The organism is Mucilaginibacter sp. FW306-07-L, from assembly GCF_058782065.1.
Genome location: NZ_JBYSXI010000001.1, coordinates 1740606 through 1758354, shown reverse-complemented (window position 1 = coordinate 1758354; position 17749 = coordinate 1740606). Strand labels below are relative to the sequence as shown.

The following is a 17749-nucleotide window of genomic DNA, read 5'->3' as shown; positions in this document are numbered from 1 at the left end:
TAAGTTAATCAGGCTTTTCCATAGTGTAAATTGACAGAACTTCCGCATCAGATAACGCTTTATTGTAGAAACGGATATCATCCATATCTCCCTTAAAATAAGCCGGCCCCCAGTAATAAAACGGACTGCTTTGATCACTGAAGTTGAGAATGCCTTTCGGAAGGCTTTGACCAATCACCAAATTAACAGGAGTACTTAATGTTACCGGTGTACCGGTTACCTGCGCGGTTTTTACCAGCTTATCGTTAACATAAAACTTCATAGTACCGTTGGTATAAGACACCGTGGCAAATGTCCATACATCTTGCGGAATAACACCCGGATTACTGTCAACATCTTTGTAACCGTTATCAGCATGTATGGTCAGGAATAAGAAGTTGTTACCCTGCAATTGAAATTTGAATCCATTGTAAGTATTTAACGAGAACATGTAGTTATCATTGAAGGTTACCCTCCTTCTGATCCATAGACTGATGGTAAAAGCCTTAGGATTAAGATCAGCGGTATAAGGCACCTCAACATAAGCGCCGTTATCAAACTCCAGGGCGCTGTTTGGCTCATTAAAACGATCGGTAATTAACCGGGGCAGTGTTTTACCGTCAACCGGGGCGGTACCGGGGCCAATTATGCCGGTCATCAATGTACCATTGTGGCCATTGCCCGATGCATCATCGGCATTACCGGTAAAGCGCCATTGCGCGATCAGGTTTTCGGCGGATACATCCTGAATTAAGCGGGACTGAAAGGCCGTCATAGCACGTGTAAGGTTAGCTGTCGCGTTATCTATCTCACGCTGTGTATAAGTACCGGCGTTCTTTACCGCTGTGGCCAGGTCTATAGCCTTTTTCAGTTCGGCTTTTGAGCCTACCGCGTAATTGCCCGCCATTTTGCCTTCAACAGCGCCATCATAAAGTTGCGTGGCTGAGGTTATGGCCTCTGTAACCGTAGTTACACTGCCAGGTGTGGTATCCCGCTTTTCGTCCTTTTTACAGCCTGATATAATTAGTAGTACAGCCATTATCCAAACGGCTATATTTAAGTTGCTTTTAACTGTTGTCATCATCTTATAATTATCTGCCTAACAATTTATTGGTTTGACGTTCGCTTTCCGGTATCGGGAAAAACTTATGCTGTTCATAGCTAAAATTAGGGATATCCTTTAACGCGTTGGTAGCATAAGCGCTGCCATAACGAATGATATCGAAGAAACGCCCGAATTCAAGCGCCAATTCTGAGCGGCGCTCCCTGCGGATAATAGCACGTAAATCTGACTGACCAGTAGTAGTAACGTCAGGAAGCAAACCGGCCGGAACAGTGGTACTGCCCAAAGTGCTGTCAAACAAATAACTTTCACGGGCACGTTTGCGAACTTTGTTTAACGGCACTAATGCCTGCGCGCTTTTGCCCGACTCGTTCAATGCTTCTGCCTTAATCAACAACACATCAGCAAAACGCAGCACTTCGGTGTTCAGGTCGGCATCGCCTTTGGTAGCTAACGGAATTTCAGACAACGGCTGAATTTGTTTTTTAGTAAGATAACCGGTAGCCGTCCAGCTTGGGTCAAACGTTGAATCAAAGTATGGATGACCTTCGCGCGCTACGGTATAATCCAACCGTGGATCAACAACACCATCGGGTGATTTTTCAAAATTATCAACCAGGCTTTGTGTGGGTTGAAAGAACCCGTAACCATTAAGCGCGCCACGTGGCGCAAAGGCCTGGTTTAAACCGTTGCCTTGTTTAGGGCTTAAACCGGCAACATGCTGAACGGCGAATATTACCTCTGTATTATTCTCTGTTTTAGCATTAAAGTTATCGGTAAATTTTTCTGTTAACTGATAGCCAAGTGCCTCAACCTGCTCTGCGGCGGTTACTGCGTCGTTATATTTTTTCTCGAATAAATATACTTTTGAAAGTAATGCCAGCGCGGCCCCTTTGGTAGCCCTGCCCTGATCAACTCCTGACCACGTTTGCGGCAAAGCCTCAGCGGCCTCTTTGCAATCCTTCTCAATCTGTGCATATATCTGTGCCTGGGCAACGGCCGGCGACTGTAAATTATCAGCAGTTGCAACCTCCAGCCTTAGCGGAATATCGCCATAGCTATTGGTAAGTATAAAATAGTAGTAAGCCCTTAAAAATTTAGCCTGCCCAATAATGGTCGCCTTATCAGCATCAGGCACTGCCTTATTATCGGCGGTAAGCCCTTGTATAACAAAATTCGCTTTTGATATGCCATCGTAATAACGTGCCCAAACACTCTCAACAGCAGCATTATTAGTGAGAATGTTAAAATTATTTATAGCGTCTATATCGGCCTGATCGCCGGGTAGACCACCTTTTACGGCATCATCTGAAGCAACATCGCCCAAAACCCAAAGTTGGTTTGAGAAAGCATCGCCAAAATTAAGTGGCACATAGGCCGCATTTACAGCCGCCTTAGCGTTGGCTACCGAATTAAAATAGTTATCAAATTCGTAGTTGCCTAAAATTTCCTGATCAAGCACTTTATTACAACCAGCAGCCGGCAACAACAACCCTGCTGCCAATGCTATGTATATATATTTTTTCAACATGATTGTTTTGAATTAAAAGTTAGCATTTATACCTACAGTGAAAGTGCGTGCAGACGGATAGGTTCCCCAATCGATACCCACTGCCCTTACACCATCGCCCTGTGAGTTGCTATTGGTATATATTTCCGGATCGATGCCGGTGTATTTGGTGATAGTGAACACGTTTTGCGCACTTACAAATAAACGTACGGATGATAATTTGATGCTTTTCAGCACACGATCATTAAAGGAGTATCCTAATTGTACATTCTTTAAACGCAGGTACGAACCACTCTCCAGAAACCGGGTTGAAGGACGCTTGTTATTTGCTGCCCCATCCCATGATAAACGCGGAAACTCATTGGTTGAGCCTTCACCATTCCAGCTTTGTGTCGCAACCCGTTCAGTAATATTAAAAGCACGGTAAAAGCCTTCAATATCTGTGTTTATCTGGTTATACAATTTATTACCCTGTACACCCTGGAAGAATAAGCTTAAATCAAAGCCACTATATGATAAATTAGCTGTTAAACCGTAAGTAAATTTAGGTATTGAACTGCCCGAATAGGTACGGTCATACTCATCAATTACGCCATCCGGTGTTCCGTTAGGGCCGCTGATGTCCTTATATTTCACGTCGCCGGGTTTAATGCCGGGGCCTTGATAAGCATGTGTAAAAATTTCCTGCTCATTTTGAAATATTCCATCTTTTTGCAACAGGTAAAACTCTCCTACCGAATGCCCGACAGCGGTACTGGTAGCAAAGTAGTTATTATCAATACGGCCGCCAACCAGCGCAGCACCGCCCGCAAGCGAGGTTACTTCGTTTTTGTTTATGGTAAAATTACCAATCAATTCGTATTTGAATTTTTGTTTAGCCGGGCTACGGTAACTCAACTCAAATTCAAAACCCTGATTACGCATTTTACCTGCATTTATATAGCCAACAGCAGCGCCACCTGCACTGTTTGGCCGCTCTGGTCGTAACAACATACCAGAGGTGTTTTTAATATAGTAATCAACCGTGATATTAAACGCGTTATCAAATAAACCCAGATCGATGCCAGCATCAGTTTGCGTACTGGTTTCCCAGCGGACTTTAGGGTTACCCAACTCCCCTATGGAATTACCCACGTTGCTCATTCCTCCAAAAGGATAATAGCCGGATGGGCCAACAAGTGTGGCATAATTGAAATTACCAATCTCCTGATTACCTAACTGACCTATACCTGCCCTAAGCTTTAGGGCGCTGATCGGGCCTGAATTTTTCATGAATTCTTCCTGGTCAATACGCCATCCTAATGATCCGCCATAAAAACTACCGTAACGGTTTGACGGGATCAGCCTTGATGAGCCATCACGCCGGAAATTAAACGTAGCCAAGTATTTACTATCGTAGCTATAATTAACCCTGCCAAAGAGTGACAATAATGACCAATGGGTTTGGCCGCCGCCATTTTGCATAATACCTAAACCATTATCGAGATATTGAAAAGACTCTCCCTGATCAGAAAACAGTGTGCGTGAGGCACCTAAAGTACGTACGTCAGTTTTCACAATCTCTGTACCGGCAAGAAATGTAAATGCATGCTTATCCAGTTTAAGATCATACGTGGCAGTGTTAGTCCAGTTGTAATTAAATTGATTGGTATTTGATTGCGCCAAACTATTAGGCGTATTTAAAAAACGATCAACACCCCAGGTAGCAAAAAACTGTTTGTAATCGGTTATCAAAAAATTGGTGCCAAAGTCGGTACGCAGTTTCAGGTTCTTAACCGGCCGCACTTCCAGAAACACATTGCCTAAAACGGAGTAATCATAAAAATTTCGATTATAGTTGTCGGCGAAACCAACCGGGTTTAAACCATCACCAAAAAATTCAGGGTTTTGCGGAATATCAACAAACTGCCCGTCCGGACGGTACACCGGTGTTGCCGGTGTACGGAACAGCGCATAACGTAAAACACTTGCCCCCGGATTACCCGCGCCAAAGCCATCGCCCGAAGTACCTACCTGCCGGTTTTTTGAATAACCCAGGTTGACGTTGGTACCTACCGTTACATAGTTTGACAGATTACTGTTAATGCTGGTGCGCAGGTTAAGGCGGTCAAACGATGAGTTTTTGATCAGGCCATTTTGTTTAAAATAATTGGCTGATACAATGTAGGTAGTATTATCGCTGCCGCCGCTTATTGATGCCTGTATATTACTTATAGGAGCAGGTTTCAAAACCTCCTTCTGCCAGTTTACATCAGCCAAACCGCCGTCAATAATACTTTGAGGGATAGGTGTTCTGCCATCTGCCGCGGCAGCGGTATTGTAAGCTGCAACATACTGGCTGGTATTGGCCATCTTTATTAAATGCTGAGAAGTTTGCACCCCTGTGTAAGCGTTAACGTTTACTTTCGGCTTGCCGTTTTTACCTTTTTTAGTAGTAACGATCACCACACCGTTTGATGCCCGTGCGCCATATATAGCGGCAGATGATGCATCTTTAAGCACGCTGATGTTTTCTATGTCATTAGGCGAAATTTGGTTGATACCATCCTTAGTAGGTATTCCATCAATTATATACAGCGGACTGTTATCATTAATGGTACCTATACCACGAATACGCACATTGATACCATCACCCGGCGCACCTGTTGATTGCGTAACAGTTACACCCGCGGATTTGCCCTGCAATATCTGGTCGGCACCGCCTACGGGTAAATTGGCAATATCACTGCTTTTAACGCTGGATACCGCTCCGGTGAGATCAGCCTTTTTTTGAGTGGCATAACCCACAACCAATACTTCGGTAAGCGCGCTGCTTGTGGGTTGCAGCTTTACTACCAATGGTTGCCCGGCTACTGGCGTAACCGTTTGTGTAGCGTAACCAATACTCTTAACCTCAAGTACCGCGCCCGGCGTAACCGATAGTGTGAACTTGCCATCAATATCAGTAGCAACGCCCGTGGTAGTACCTTTAACCTGTACCGTTGCGCCTACCAGGGTTTCGCCTGTATTGTTATCAGTTACAGTACCGGTTATTGATACATTTTGCGCATAGCCGGGCAGGCACGCGCAAAACAGAAGCAGGATGCTGCACAGGGCAGCCCTTCGCCAGATTGTTTTTGTAAAATTTGTCATAATAGGTATAATAATTTTTTTGGTTTTTAATGGCGTGATAATGCCGCCCGAACATAGAAACTCATCATAATATCCTTTCCATAGGCAAAAAAGATTTAAAACATAAATAGATGATAATGAATAATATTCCACACCATTGCTTAGCCTTTAAACAGAATAAGCAAGCCATTGGTTTATAATTGTCCGTCAAACCTATTAAAACTAAACGGGTTTAGCAAATTATTTTTAAATTTTGATTAGCACTACACTATATTTGCAACGCACCATTTCACTATTAACCAAAGGCTTTATGAGGAAAAAGATATCAATGGACGATATTGCCCGGGATCTTAATATCTCTAAATCAACTATTTCCTTTATTATAAATGGTAAAGCCAAGGAGATGCGTATCAGCGAAACCCTTACCAACAGGGTGCTTGATTATGTAAAGGAAAAGAACTATAACCGCAATACACTTGCGCAAAGCCTGCGAACGGGCAAATCAAATATTATAGGTTTAATTGTTGAGGATATAGCGGATGCCTTTTTTTCGAGTGTGGCGCGCCTGATCGAGGAAAGGGCTTACAAGAAGGGTTACAAAATAATTTATTGCAGCACTGAGGATGACCCTGAAAAGACCGCTGAACTTATTAACATGTTTAAAAGCCGCCATGTAGATGGCTATATTATTACCGCCCCGAAAGGCATTGACCAGGATGTGGCTTTGCTTTTAAATGAAGAAACACCCTTTGTATTATTTGACCGGTATTTACCTGAAATACCAACCGACTATGTAGGTATAGATAATTACTGGGGTGCAAAAATAGCGATAGAGCACCTCGCCGCGCAGGGGTTTAAGCAAATTGCCTTTGTAACGCTTGACTCGGATCAAACGCAGATGATTGACCGGCTGAACGGTTACCAGGCCGCTGTTACTGAGGCATCCCTCCTGCCCTATGTACTAAAAATACCTTTCGCGCTAACCCCGGCGCAGGTGGTACAAAATATTAAAAAATTCCTGAAGGATAATCCGTCAGTCGACGCGATATTATTTGCAACCAACTACCTGGCTCTACAGGGCTTTGAAGCGTTGCACAAACTAAAACTGCGCATTCCGGCTGATGTGGCCGTGATCGGTTTTGATGACCATGCCTTTTTTAAAGTTTTTAACCCGCCTATAACCGCGGTTGCCCAACCCATGAAAGCCCTATCTGAAAAACTGATCAGCATACTGTTTAAACGCATGGGTGACGAAGACCGTAAACGCACCAAGCATTTTCGCGAAGTATTAAAACCTGAACTGATCATTCGGGAATCATCAAAACGCACGCGGTCAGCCTAAGTCCCCCGCATCCGGCTGACTGATTTGTTAAGATCTATATTCAAATAAGTTCGCTCGTCCAACTGTGTTACCTGGTTTAAGCGATGTGCGACAGCGCTTAACAAAGCAACATACTTTTTACACCACTATATTTTTACTTGGGTTATATTTAGGGCACTTAAAATAACCAATATGATTAAACAAATTACCAGCATCATTTTGTTCGCGATGCTTTGTGTGGAGGTAACTGCTCAAACCACTCCGCCGGCATCAAAACGTCAGAACACCCAGCGCAGGCGTAACCAGCCACGTGCTTTTACTTTGACCGTTAACGACATAGCCAACACTAAAATTGATACCGCAAAATTAGGCGCGGCTTTCAGAAACGCTTACCCGCCTTTTGCCTATGCGGACGGCTACCGTACCCAGCGCGAAGTAACCATGCGAATAATAGATACGGCCAAAGGATTTACCCTGAAAGCTGTTCCGGGCGAAATTGTAGCGAACGGCAAATGGTTAAAAAATAAAAAGAACCTCGCCGGTTTTGAGCAAGCTTTGAATGATGCGCTGCATAAAAACTGGTCATCAGTTGATACCATTAAAAAAGATGGCTATTCGTTGGTATTCATCAATAAAAATTCACAGTTTGATGCTACCATCCAAAAAAATCTGATTGAAACTTACTTTGAAGTTTATCCTAAACTGGTGGGTATGTTCAATAACAAAGCGACCCATGACGTAGTATTTGTTACCGACACAGCGTACAATGGTGTAGCCGAGGCATCAGGCAACCGCATTTTATTTGCTACCAAATACATGAACAAGTTCCCCTACGATGTGGATGTGGTAACCCATGAAGGTATGCACATTGTACAGGGTTATGGCTACAACTATGGCCGCGACCTAATTTGGCTAACCGAAGGCATTGCCGATTTTATACGCTATAAATATGGTGTGGATAATGTAGGCTCAAAATGGTTTCTGCCGAATTTCCATGCAAAAGATCAGGGGTATAAAGACAGCTACCGTGTAACCGCCCGCTTTTTTGAGTGGATAGATCAAAAAGTTAAACCCGGTGTTATTGTACAGATTGATAAAGAACTAAGAAACGGCACATTTAAAGAAAGTACCTGGGTTGATTTATCCGGAAAAACACTGGATGAACTTTGGGCCGCCTATTCAGCCGCGCCTGCGCTTCATTTGGTATACAGCAGCAAGAATTTTTAATATACTATTTGTAAGTATGTGGCTGTACCTAATGGTATAGCCACATCTTAGTAAAATCTATATCCTGATTAACAATAATATATCCGCGATTGCTTAAACTATAACAAACCTTTTTGCAGCATTTGCGCTAACCAGGCTATTTTTTCCTCGCTTTGCGGAAACTTGCCGAATATCAATACCTCCTGCTCAAAGCTTCTGAAAGCGGCATTCAGTGTTTCGGCCAAAAACTGCACATCCTCATCCGGTAGTTCGGCAATATCTTTATTTTCTATTCCCCATTTAATGATCTGTTTCACGATGTTTACTTCCTCACCTGTATAACGCCTAAATTTGAACATAAAACCCGATGGATCTAAACGCAGATCATCAATAGCAAGTTTATATTTAGAAACCACCTGCCGCAGATTTTTCAGCTTGGTGCTATTAAATGACTCAATATTAGCCGAAAACGACCGCCTTTTGCTAATAGTGGCCTCGCTTTCTTTCAGGCAATGGCTAAACAACCGGTAGCAAACGGCATCTAAAACCTCTTCCTTGTTTTTAAAATAATGATAGAGCGTGCTCCTGCCTTTTTTGCATTCGTTAGAAATATCCTGCATGGATACGCGCAGATAACCATAACGTTCAAATATCGTATCAGATGCTTCAACTATCTCATCCCTCACTTTATCATCCTCTATTTTTTTCATAGTTCGACAAAAATACAAAAATTGTTCACCAACTAAACTCTTCTTTAAAGCTTTTTTGTACAACACAGACGAATCATTAACAGTTTGTGACAATCAGATTAGAAAATATGTAAAAACAAATAATGTATATTTGTCGAAAAAATATTTTTGATCTGATTATAATATACATGCAACTATAAATCAGGTTCATTTAATAATATAAAGAATTAAACGACTTGCGTTGCAATTCGACAAAAAAACAATAAATGTTCAATAAATAAGATGAAAACAACGATCACCCTGGCCGGAGCAGTAGTAACTGCCTTATGCATTACCGGCTGCTCAAGCAATTCAAAGTTTAAGCCCGGTACAGATACACTGGCAGTAAAGGTATTTAACTTAAACGCTGAAACCGTAGCGGATAATGATCATATAATTTATGATGGTACCCTTGAAGCTGAGAAAACCATCGACCTGAGCTTCCAGGTTTCAGGCACCATCTTATCGTTCCCGGTACAAACTGGCGATTACGTAAAAAAAGGCCAGTTGGTTGCCGCGGTTGATGAAACCACCTATCGCAACCAATATAATGCGCAGCTTGCGCAAGCCAAACTGGCACAGGAAAACTATACTCGGGTAAACGAAGTATTTAAAAAAGGCAGCGTGGCCGAAATAAAAATGCTGGAAGCAAAATCAAATTATGAGCAAGCCAGCGCCGCCGCCCGTGCCACTTACCAAAATATAGCCCATACGCACCTCTACGCCCCTGTCAGCGGCTACATTGGTGATAAAAAAGCTGAAGCCGGGGCGGTTGCCAATCCCGGGCAGCCTGTATTGCAACTGTTAGATACACGATCTGTAAAGGTATTGGTTGCCGTACCAGAAAGTGAAATTAACCGGTACAAGGCTGGTACGCCGGCAATGGTTAAAATTGATGCCTTGAGCAATCAGCCCTTACAGGGTAAAGTTACTGAAGTAGGTGTTATCGCGTTAAACGGTAGCGCTAATTACAATTTAAAAATAGCCTTGCCTAATACCGGTATGATGCTGAGGCCGGGTATGCTTTGTAAAGTTTCCTTTAACACATCAGCCAACCAAACCGCCAAAAACGATACTGTAAAACAAATTATTGTTCCAGTACAGGCCGTACAGGTGGACGAAAAAGGAATTAACTTTTTATACATAGTTAACAGCCAAAACAAGGCTGTAAGAAAAGAGGTAACTACCGGCCAGCTTTACAGCAACGGTATTACGATCAAACAAGGCCTGTCGGGTAACGAGCAGGTAATTACCTCCGGCTACCAAAAGCTTGCCGACCAAACGCCTGTAGTTATCAGTAAATAAGCGCTCCCATCATGAAAAAGAATTCCAACTTAATTGAATGGGCCATGGAGTACCATGTGTTCCCGCTCGCGCTATCGGCCATATTTGTGTTGCTTGGGCTGTTCGGGCTTTTTAATATGCCCCGTAATGAATTTCCGGACTTTACCATCAGGCAGGGCCTTATTGTAGGGCAATACCCGGGTGCATCCTCAAAACAGGTAGAGGAACAGCTAACCAAAAAGGTAGAAGAATACCTGTTCAGTAACAACGAGGTGAACAAGAAAAAAACCTATTCCTTTTCGCGGGATGGTGTGATGTACATTTTTGTAGAAGTAGCCGATAACCAAAATGCGATACAAACCAAAGCATTTTGGAACAAGATAAAGAACGGCATGATTATACTTCAAAGCCAACTCCCTAAGGAAGTAAAAGGCTTTTATATTGACAGTGATTTTGGTAATACCTCTGCATTGTTAATGGCGGTTGAATCAAAAACACGCCCTTATAAAGAACTTTTGCGTAATGTGGAAGATATTGAGGCCGAGTTAAGGCAAGTACAGGATGTTGCCAAAATATCGCACACCGGCAACCTTAACGAGCAGATCACGGTTTATGTAGATAATAACAAGCTACTGCAAAAAGGGGTATCGGTTAGCAATGTAATGCAGGTGCTGCAAAACGAGGGTGCCATAAACGCTACCGGTAAGGAAGAAGGTGCTGTTGTGGATCAGCCGATACATTTAAGCACTTACTATAAAACTGAAGCCGAACTTGCCGATCAGATCATCAGGCAGGATGTTAACGGTAACTCTGTTCGCTTACGCGATGTGGCTACGATTAAACGCGAATACGATGAACCCGACAGCTATGTTACCTCTAACGGAACAAAGTCTATTGTGATATCGCTGGAGATGATCACCGGCAAAAATATTGTACAGTTCGGCAAAGAGCTGGAAGAACATATTGAGAAAGTAAAAGAACACCTGCCGCCGGATATCCAACTGGTCAAACTGGCCGATCAGCCGGAAGTAGTGGATGATTCCATTAGCCATTTTATGAAGGAGTTTGCCTTCGCGCTTATCGGCGTGGTATGTGTGGCCTTGTTACTTCTGCCTTTCAGGGTTGCAGCGGTAGCGGCAGCAACTATACCTATCACTATAGCCGCAACGCTGGGGATCATGTACATGGCCGGTATTGAACTGGACACCGTTACCCTTGCAGCGCTTATTGTGGTTTTAGGTATTGTGGTAGATGACCCTATTGTGGTTATTGATAACCATGTAGAAAAACTGGATCACGGCATGTCTGTTTGGGATGCGGCCATCAGCAGCGCTAAAGAATTATTTCCTTCTGTTTTTACAGCTACGCTGGCTATTTCGGCGACCTTTGTGCCGCTCGCCTTTTTCATGACCGGTACCGCCAAGGATTTTATCCGCCTGTTCCCGGTAACCATAATGATAGCGCTCACGCTGTCGTTGATCATCTCTATGATGATCGTGCCTTTTTTCAATACCCTTTTTATCAAAAAAGGCCTGTTGCACAATAAAAAAGAAGAAAAGCGATCTTTTTTGGACCGCCTGCAGGATTTTTTTAACAGCCACATCGGCAACGCTATGAAACACTATAAGCTCACCGTATTTTTCGCGGTAATGGCGGTGGTGCTTGGTATAGCCATTATGGGTTTATTGCCGCAGCAATTGTTCCCTAAGGTTGAGCGTAACCAGTTTGCGATGGAGATCTACTTACCTTCGGGCTACCGTTTATCACAAACTGACAGTGTGGTAAAAGGCATGGAAAAAATACTAAAACAAGACAAACGGATACTTAACTATACCAGCTTTATCGGTAGCAGTTCACCGCGTTTCCATTCAGTATACGCCCCTAACCTTCCGTCAAAAAATTACGCGCAAATACTGATCAAAACCGAATCAGAAGATGCGACCGCGGAAGTAATTGTTGATTACCAGCACAAATACAGCAATATTTTTCCGTCTGCCTATGTGCGGATGAAACAGTTGAACATGATCAATGCGCTGGCACCCATCGAAGTAAGAATCAGTGGGAATGACATTCCGGCTTTAAAGCAAGTGGCCAACCAGGTGTTAGCCATCGGCAAAAAACATAAGGAGGTAACCTGGGCCCGTACTGATTACAATGAGATACAGCCCACGCTTAAACTGGATATAAAAACGGCAGAAGCCTCGCGCCTCAGCTTATCCAAAAGCGATATTGCCAACGCCGTAGCCATGCATGCCGAAGGCATTACAGCTACCCAACTTTGGGAAGACACCTATGCGGTTGATGTGAAGATTAAATCACCAAAAGAATCCAGAAGTGATATTGCCGCACTGCGCGACCTGAATATCGTTTCGCCGCAAACCAAATCTGTTATACCGTTAAGGCAGGTGGCTGATATTACTACGGACTGGAATGACGGCCAGATTACCCGCAGAAACAGCGTACGCACATTAACCGTACGCATGGATGTTACCCAGGAAGCGGTAGCTAACGCGGTTTTGGCAGACCTGCAACCCGCTATCGAAAAAATAAAACTACCCGCGGGTGTTGAACTTCGTTACGGCGGGGAACTGGAACTGCAAGGCGAAAACCAGGGGCCGATGGGTACAGCGCTTGGCGTAAGTATCATCCTGATATTCCTGATCTTACTGTGGCACTTTAAACATCTTAAACATGCCCTATTGAGTATTACCACCATGCCGCTGAGTTTGCTTGGCGCATCATTCGGCCTTTTCATTATGGGCTATCCGTTTGGGTTTACCTCATTTTTAGGGTTGCTTGCACTTTGCGGTATTGTGGTGCGTAATGGTATCATCCTGATAGATTTTGCCGAAGAGTTGCGTTTGCACGAAGGTAAATCAGTATTTGAAGCGGCTAAACTTTCTGCCGAGCGCAGGATGCGGCCTATCTTCTTAACATCTGCGGCGGCAGCGGTAGGTGTTATCCCGATGGTGATCAGCCGGTCGTCGCTATGGGGGCCGTTAGGTACGGTGATCTGTTTCGGTTTACTGGTATCTATGTTACTTACCCTATTTGTGTTACCCACTTTATACTGGTTGTTCTTCCGTAAAGAAGATCATAACAAACCGGATAGTGATAATAAAACTGCGGAACCTGTAACCGCATAAGCTTGAGATCATGAAATCATTTATCATATTTATATGTGTTTTAGCTTGTATACAGGCTAAGGCGCAACAACACGTAATATCATTAGACGAAAGTAAAAAAGCCGCCCTTGCTTACAGTTATGCCATCAAAAACGGCGAACTGCGGGTAAACTCGGCAAAAGCAGGTGTATCAGCCGCAAAATCCGATTACTTGCCGTCTGTTAGTGGCACAGGTATCGGCCTGTTAGGTTTTAAAGACTTTGTACCCGCCATACCCAATGTTTTAGAAAAAGGCATCAACAATGTTTACATGCTGGGCGTAACCGGCACCCAGACAGTTTATGCCGGCGGCAAAATAAAAACAGGCAACCAACTGGCAAGTTTACAATTAGAGGTAAACCAGATCAGAAAAAAGCAGTCGGCAGATTCTGTGATACTGCTTACCGAGCAAAAGTACTGGAACCTGGTTAACATACAGGAACAGCAAAAAACCTTACTGGTTAACGAGGCATTGCTTAACTCTGTGCTTAAAATGCAAAAGGATATGCTGGCATCGGGCTTAATTGCCCGTAATGATCTGCTTAAAGTTAAAGTGCAGCTAAGCCAGTTGCTGGTTAACAAGAGCAAACTGCAAAATGGCCGCCGGGTTGCCCTGCTTGATTTTTCGGTTTACACAGGTATGCCGTTTGACTCGTTGATGGTGATGCAGGATACACTTAACCAAAAAGGTACGCCAGTATTGCCCGCCATGCAGCCCGATACCTCACTCAACAGCAATGCCGATTACCTGCTGTTAACCAAACGCATGGCAGGTGAGAATTTGCAAACACGCCTGGCCAATGGGGACAACCTTCCAAGTTTAGCCGTTGGATTGAGCGCGGCACAAGTGGGCTCGTTTAACAGCGGCATAGGCAGCACCTTTTCGCCGGCCGGCTTTGTAACGCTGAGCATACCGATATCAAACGGATTGTGGGGCCGCAACAAACACAAAATAAGCCAGCGGAAGATAAGCGAGGAGATAGCCCGTAATGATTACCGCGACGGCCATAACCAGTTAAGGGTAGGCATTTTGCGTTACTGGTATGATATGCAGGATCAGCTTACACAGATCCGCTACGCTAAAGAGAATATGGAACAGGCTACCGAAAATTTAAAAGTAAACCGGGATAACTACAAGGCAGGCTTAGCCACCATATCCGAAGTACTGGATGCACAGGCGGCTTATCAGCAGGCATCAAGTACGTTAACAACGGCATTTGCTGATTTTAATGTACGGGCAGCTATTTACCGTTACGTTACCGCCAAGGCTGATATTCAGAAGTAGGTGGATACTATACATCAGCAATACCGGTAATGATTGATAAAAAAGATCAGCTTATTGAACAGGCGACTGAATTATTTTCAAGGCATGGTGTCATCAGTGTAACCATGGATGACCTGGCCAGGTTTGGCGGTGTTTCAAAAAAAACGGTATACCAGTATTTTGAGAACAAGGCTGTAGTTGTTGAAGCAGTGGTTGACGTAATCATTGCGAGGTGGAAGTCAATTATAACGGCTAATGAGCAAGCGGCAAGTAACCCCGTTGAGGAACTGTTATTACACCGAAACCTTTTTAAGGAATGGATAGCGCTGCGAATTATTTTTAACGATACGATGCTGAAGCGCTTTCCACGGGCACACCGAACCTTTTTGGATTTTAAAACCGGTTATTTTAAAACCGCAATAAAAACCAACCTGGAGGAAGGCATAGCCGGGGGCTTTTATTTACCTGCACTGGATTTACAGAGCGTTGCAGATATATACCTATCCGTAACGGATGATTTTATATTTCATAGTTTAAAAACTTACCATGAAGTATATACAGCGTTACGGTTATTTATCAACGGCATTACGGTGGCGGCTGCACGCAGCCTGGTGGATAAGTATAGTGAAGATACAGAATCCCAGGAGTTCCGATAGGATCTTCTAATGATCTACATTCGAAAGGATAAACATAAAGCGGCACCATTAAATTTAACGGTGCCGCTTTTACGTTTACAAGATTTTTACTCAGCGTATTTACTTCGGGATAATTGCTTTAAAAAGTACTATCTTACACTATCTAAATTAAAATACTTTGCAACCATTTTTATTTATAATACGCTGCACGGCTGCCTTGATATTGCTTGCGGTAAGCCCTTACGTAGTTTTCGCTCAGGGTTTAAAGGAATTCGATAACAAGCAATGCGTTGTGGTTTTAACTTATGATGATGCTATTGATATCGACCTTGATAACGTAATACCCGCGCTTGATTCGGTAAAACTTAAAGGAACATTTTATCTTATCGGCTCCTCTCCTGTTGTTAATAACCGATTAAATGAATGGCGGCTCGCGGCAAAAAACGGCCATGAGTTGGGCAATCATGGCCTGTTTCACCCTTGCGATGGCAGCCTACCCGGCCGCAGCTTTGTTAACCCCGACCATGATCTGAGCAAATACACCGTTAACCGCGCGGTAGATGAAATACGGCTTAATAACGTGCTTTTAAAAGCTATTGATGGCAAAAATAAACGTACCTATGCCTACCCTTGCGGAGATATGACCATTGATGGCATAAAGTTCTATGATAAGCTGCGTAACGATTTCGCAGGCGCGCGCGGTGTTACCCCTATCCCTCAAAAACCGGGCGAGGTAGACCTCGACAATATCAGTGGTTTTCCGATAATGGATAATTCAGGCGAACAGATGATCCAATTAGTTAAGGATGCACAGAAAAAGCATACGGTGCTGGTTTTCCTGTTTCATGGTGTAGGTGGCGGCCATAATATCAATGTGGGATTAAATGAACACAGGCTATTGCTTAAATACCTCAAAGCCAATCAAAAAGATATTTATATCTCCACCATGGTAGATGTTGCCGAACGGATAAAAGCCTCACGGCCTGCCGGTAATAAACATTGATAAACAGCTCAGTCTCCTATTAGCGAACTACAATACTTAATACCAATGATAAGTATTGATGCGCAACATTTTGGGCTGAACCGTTGTTCTTATTAATGATGGCTGAGGCAAAAAATAATATCCTGTTTTATTTCGCGATCGTACTGTTGATCCCGCTATGTTTTGTAGTATGGGCCTCGACAGCAAAAATACTGGCAGTTTTTTCAACTCACCGGGATGATTACGTTGTTACTAATGCTACCCTGATTGAAAATGTTAACCGCAAATATGGCGACCGTGCAACTTTCCGCATTAACTATAACGGACAAAGCATTACAGGCCGGGATCAAAGCTTATTTTGGGCATCTCCGGGTGATGTGGTAAAGGTTTACTTCAATAAAAAGGATGTTTATGATAACGGTATCATCCGGCAACTCATTACATTCACTATCGGCCAATGGCTGTTCTTTATAGCTTTGGTCGCCTACATCACAGTGAAAGTAAAAAACAATTACCGTAAAAACACCCTTCAGTAATTATGAAACGATCTATCTTAACAATCATCATTTTAGCAATGCTGTGCTTGGCTCACCAGGCTAAAGCCCAGCAAGCCAAGGCCTACGAAACTATCCGTTACATTGCCAAAGCAGAGCAGGTGGTTTACAGGCTTGATTATGCCGATGGATATATTGGTGCAAGCGTAATTAAGTTTAAGCCTAACAAACAAACGGTTACATTAACACCAACAAGCGGCACTACAGAAACAAATGGCGAACTTATTTTTCGAGGACCTGATAAACATGAGATCGTTCTAAAAAACATCAATGAAGAAAAAACTGCGCCAGAAAAGATCATGGGTATTTATAAAATAAAAGGAGGCTCCGTTAAATTATCGTTTTCTCAACAACATTAAGATCATCTAACTATTGGGTTGAACCCTGCTTGCCGGTATGTATAAATTCGCGCCAATGCCTTGTAAGGTGCGCCATTTATTCTTATTGAAAAATTGCAGATTTAGGCGCTTTATTGCCGCGTTAAAAAATTGCTTTAGCATTTGCTGCTTCTCTTTGTCTTCCTTTAAAAACAAATCGCCATCTGTAAGATTGATCTTCCTACCGTGCGTTAATATGATGGTTAATAATACTTGCGATTTTTTGCTTGTATTGTAATCATGCATATAAATGCCTGCTATATCTTTTTGCAACAGTCTTTCAAATTGGCCATCGGTTTTAGTAATAAACATCGATTTTTGGTCAAAATAAATTACCACAGTTTTAGTTTGTGTTTTGATGATAAGCATCATCACCAATATCATAACACCCAGGGAAACCGGCAGGCCGCCACGAAAAAACAACGGACGTATTACCCCAATAAAAAACAAACCGGCAACAACCGCGGCAACAGCAGCAATCAAATAAATGCTGTAATAGGGGCGCATCATCACCTTGCTAAATACAAAGTCCTGCGTGCAATACTTACGGTTGCTGTCCATCTACCTTAAT

General features: G+C 43.2%; 14 protein-coding genes. 9 read left to right on the top strand and 5 right to left on the bottom strand.

What is annotated here, in order from left to right; genetic code table 11:
• Positions 1–4 precede the first annotated feature (4 nt).
• Genes AC3WJC_RS07805 through AC3WJC_RS07795 form a run of 3 tightly spaced genes read right to left on the bottom strand, consistent with a single transcriptional unit; the run spans position 5 to position 5684 of the window.
• Complete coding sequence (locus AC3WJC_RS07805; RefSeq protein ID WP_492398514.1) at positions 5–1018, bottom strand: LamG domain-containing protein; 1014 nt, start codon at positions 1016–1018, stop codon at positions 5–7.
• Positions 1019–1070: 52 nt separating this feature from the next.
• Positions 1071–2573 (bottom strand): RagB/SusD family nutrient uptake outer membrane protein, encoded by a 1503-nt coding sequence (locus AC3WJC_RS07800; RefSeq protein WP_492398513.1) that lies wholly within the window; start codon positions 2571–2573, stop codon positions 1071–1073.
• A gap of 12 nt (positions 2574–2585) precedes the next feature.
• Positions 2586–5684 (bottom strand): SusC/RagA family TonB-linked outer membrane protein, encoded by a 3099-nt coding sequence (locus AC3WJC_RS07795; RefSeq protein ID WP_492398512.1) that lies wholly within the window; start codon positions 5682–5684, stop codon positions 2586–2588.
• A 289-nt stretch (positions 5685–5973) separates the two neighbouring features.
• Between AC3WJC_RS07795 and AC3WJC_RS07790 the strand changes: the two genes are divergently transcribed.
• Complete coding sequence (locus AC3WJC_RS07790; RefSeq protein ID WP_492398511.1) at positions 5974–7005, top strand: LacI family DNA-binding transcriptional regulator; 1032 nt, start codon at positions 5974–5976, stop codon at positions 7003–7005.
• Positions 7006–7176: 171 nt separating this feature from the next.
• Complete coding sequence (locus tag AC3WJC_RS07785; protein ID WP_492398510.1) at positions 7177–8211, top strand: basic secretory protein-like protein; 1035 nt, start codon at positions 7177–7179, stop codon at positions 8209–8211.
• A gap of 98 nt (positions 8212–8309) precedes the next feature.
• On the opposite strand, the gene AC3WJC_RS07780 is transcribed toward AC3WJC_RS07785, so the two are convergent.
• Entirely contained in the window at positions 8310–8900 is a 591-nt protein-coding gene (locus tag AC3WJC_RS07780; protein ID WP_492398509.1) for a TetR/AcrR family transcriptional regulator, read from the bottom strand.
• 261 nt (positions 8901–9161) lie between these two features.
• Between AC3WJC_RS07780 and AC3WJC_RS07775 the strand changes: the two genes are divergently transcribed.
• The 7 genes from AC3WJC_RS07775 to AC3WJC_RS07745 all read left to right on the top strand — a co-directional run bounded on the left by AC3WJC_RS07775 (position 9162) and on the right by AC3WJC_RS07745 (position 17160).
• Positions 9162–10223: an efflux RND transporter periplasmic adaptor subunit gene (locus tag AC3WJC_RS07775; protein ID WP_492398508.1), complete on the top strand. Its 1062-nt coding sequence runs from the start codon at positions 9162–9164 to the stop codon at positions 10221–10223.
• 11 nt (positions 10224–10234) lie between these two features.
• On the top strand, positions 10235–13348 hold the full coding sequence (locus AC3WJC_RS07770) for an efflux RND transporter permease subunit (RefSeq protein WP_492398507.1): 3114 nt from the start codon (positions 10235–10237) through the stop codon (positions 13346–13348).
• 10 nt (positions 13349–13358) lie between these two features.
• On the top strand, positions 13359–14651 hold the full coding sequence (locus tag AC3WJC_RS07765; RefSeq protein ID WP_492398506.1) for a TolC family protein: 1293 nt from the start codon (positions 13359–13361) through the stop codon (positions 14649–14651).
• Positions 14652–14680: 29 nt separating this feature from the next.
• On the top strand, positions 14681–15286 hold the full coding sequence (locus AC3WJC_RS07760) for a TetR/AcrR family transcriptional regulator (RefSeq protein WP_492398505.1): 606 nt from the start codon (positions 14681–14683) through the stop codon (positions 15284–15286).
• A 157-nt stretch (positions 15287–15443) separates the two neighbouring features.
• A complete protein-coding gene (locus AC3WJC_RS07755; protein ID WP_492398504.1) occupies positions 15444–16268 on the top strand; it encodes a polysaccharide deacetylase family protein in 825 nt (274 codons plus the stop codon).
• Between the two features lie 95 nt (positions 16269–16363).
• On the top strand, positions 16364–16783 hold the full coding sequence (locus AC3WJC_RS07750; RefSeq protein WP_492398503.1) for a hypothetical protein: 420 nt from the start codon (positions 16364–16366) through the stop codon (positions 16781–16783).
• 2 nt (positions 16784–16785) lie between these two features.
• Entirely contained in the window at positions 16786–17160 is a 375-nt protein-coding gene (locus tag AC3WJC_RS07745) for a hypothetical protein (RefSeq protein ID WP_492398502.1), read from the top strand.
• 6 nt (positions 17161–17166) lie between these two features.
• Here the strand turns inward: AC3WJC_RS07745 and AC3WJC_RS07740 are convergent, their stop codons facing one another.
• A complete protein-coding gene (locus AC3WJC_RS07740) occupies positions 17167–17739 on the bottom strand; it encodes a hypothetical protein (protein ID WP_492398501.1) in 573 nt (190 codons plus the stop codon).
• Positions 17740–17749: the final 10 nt, after the last annotated feature.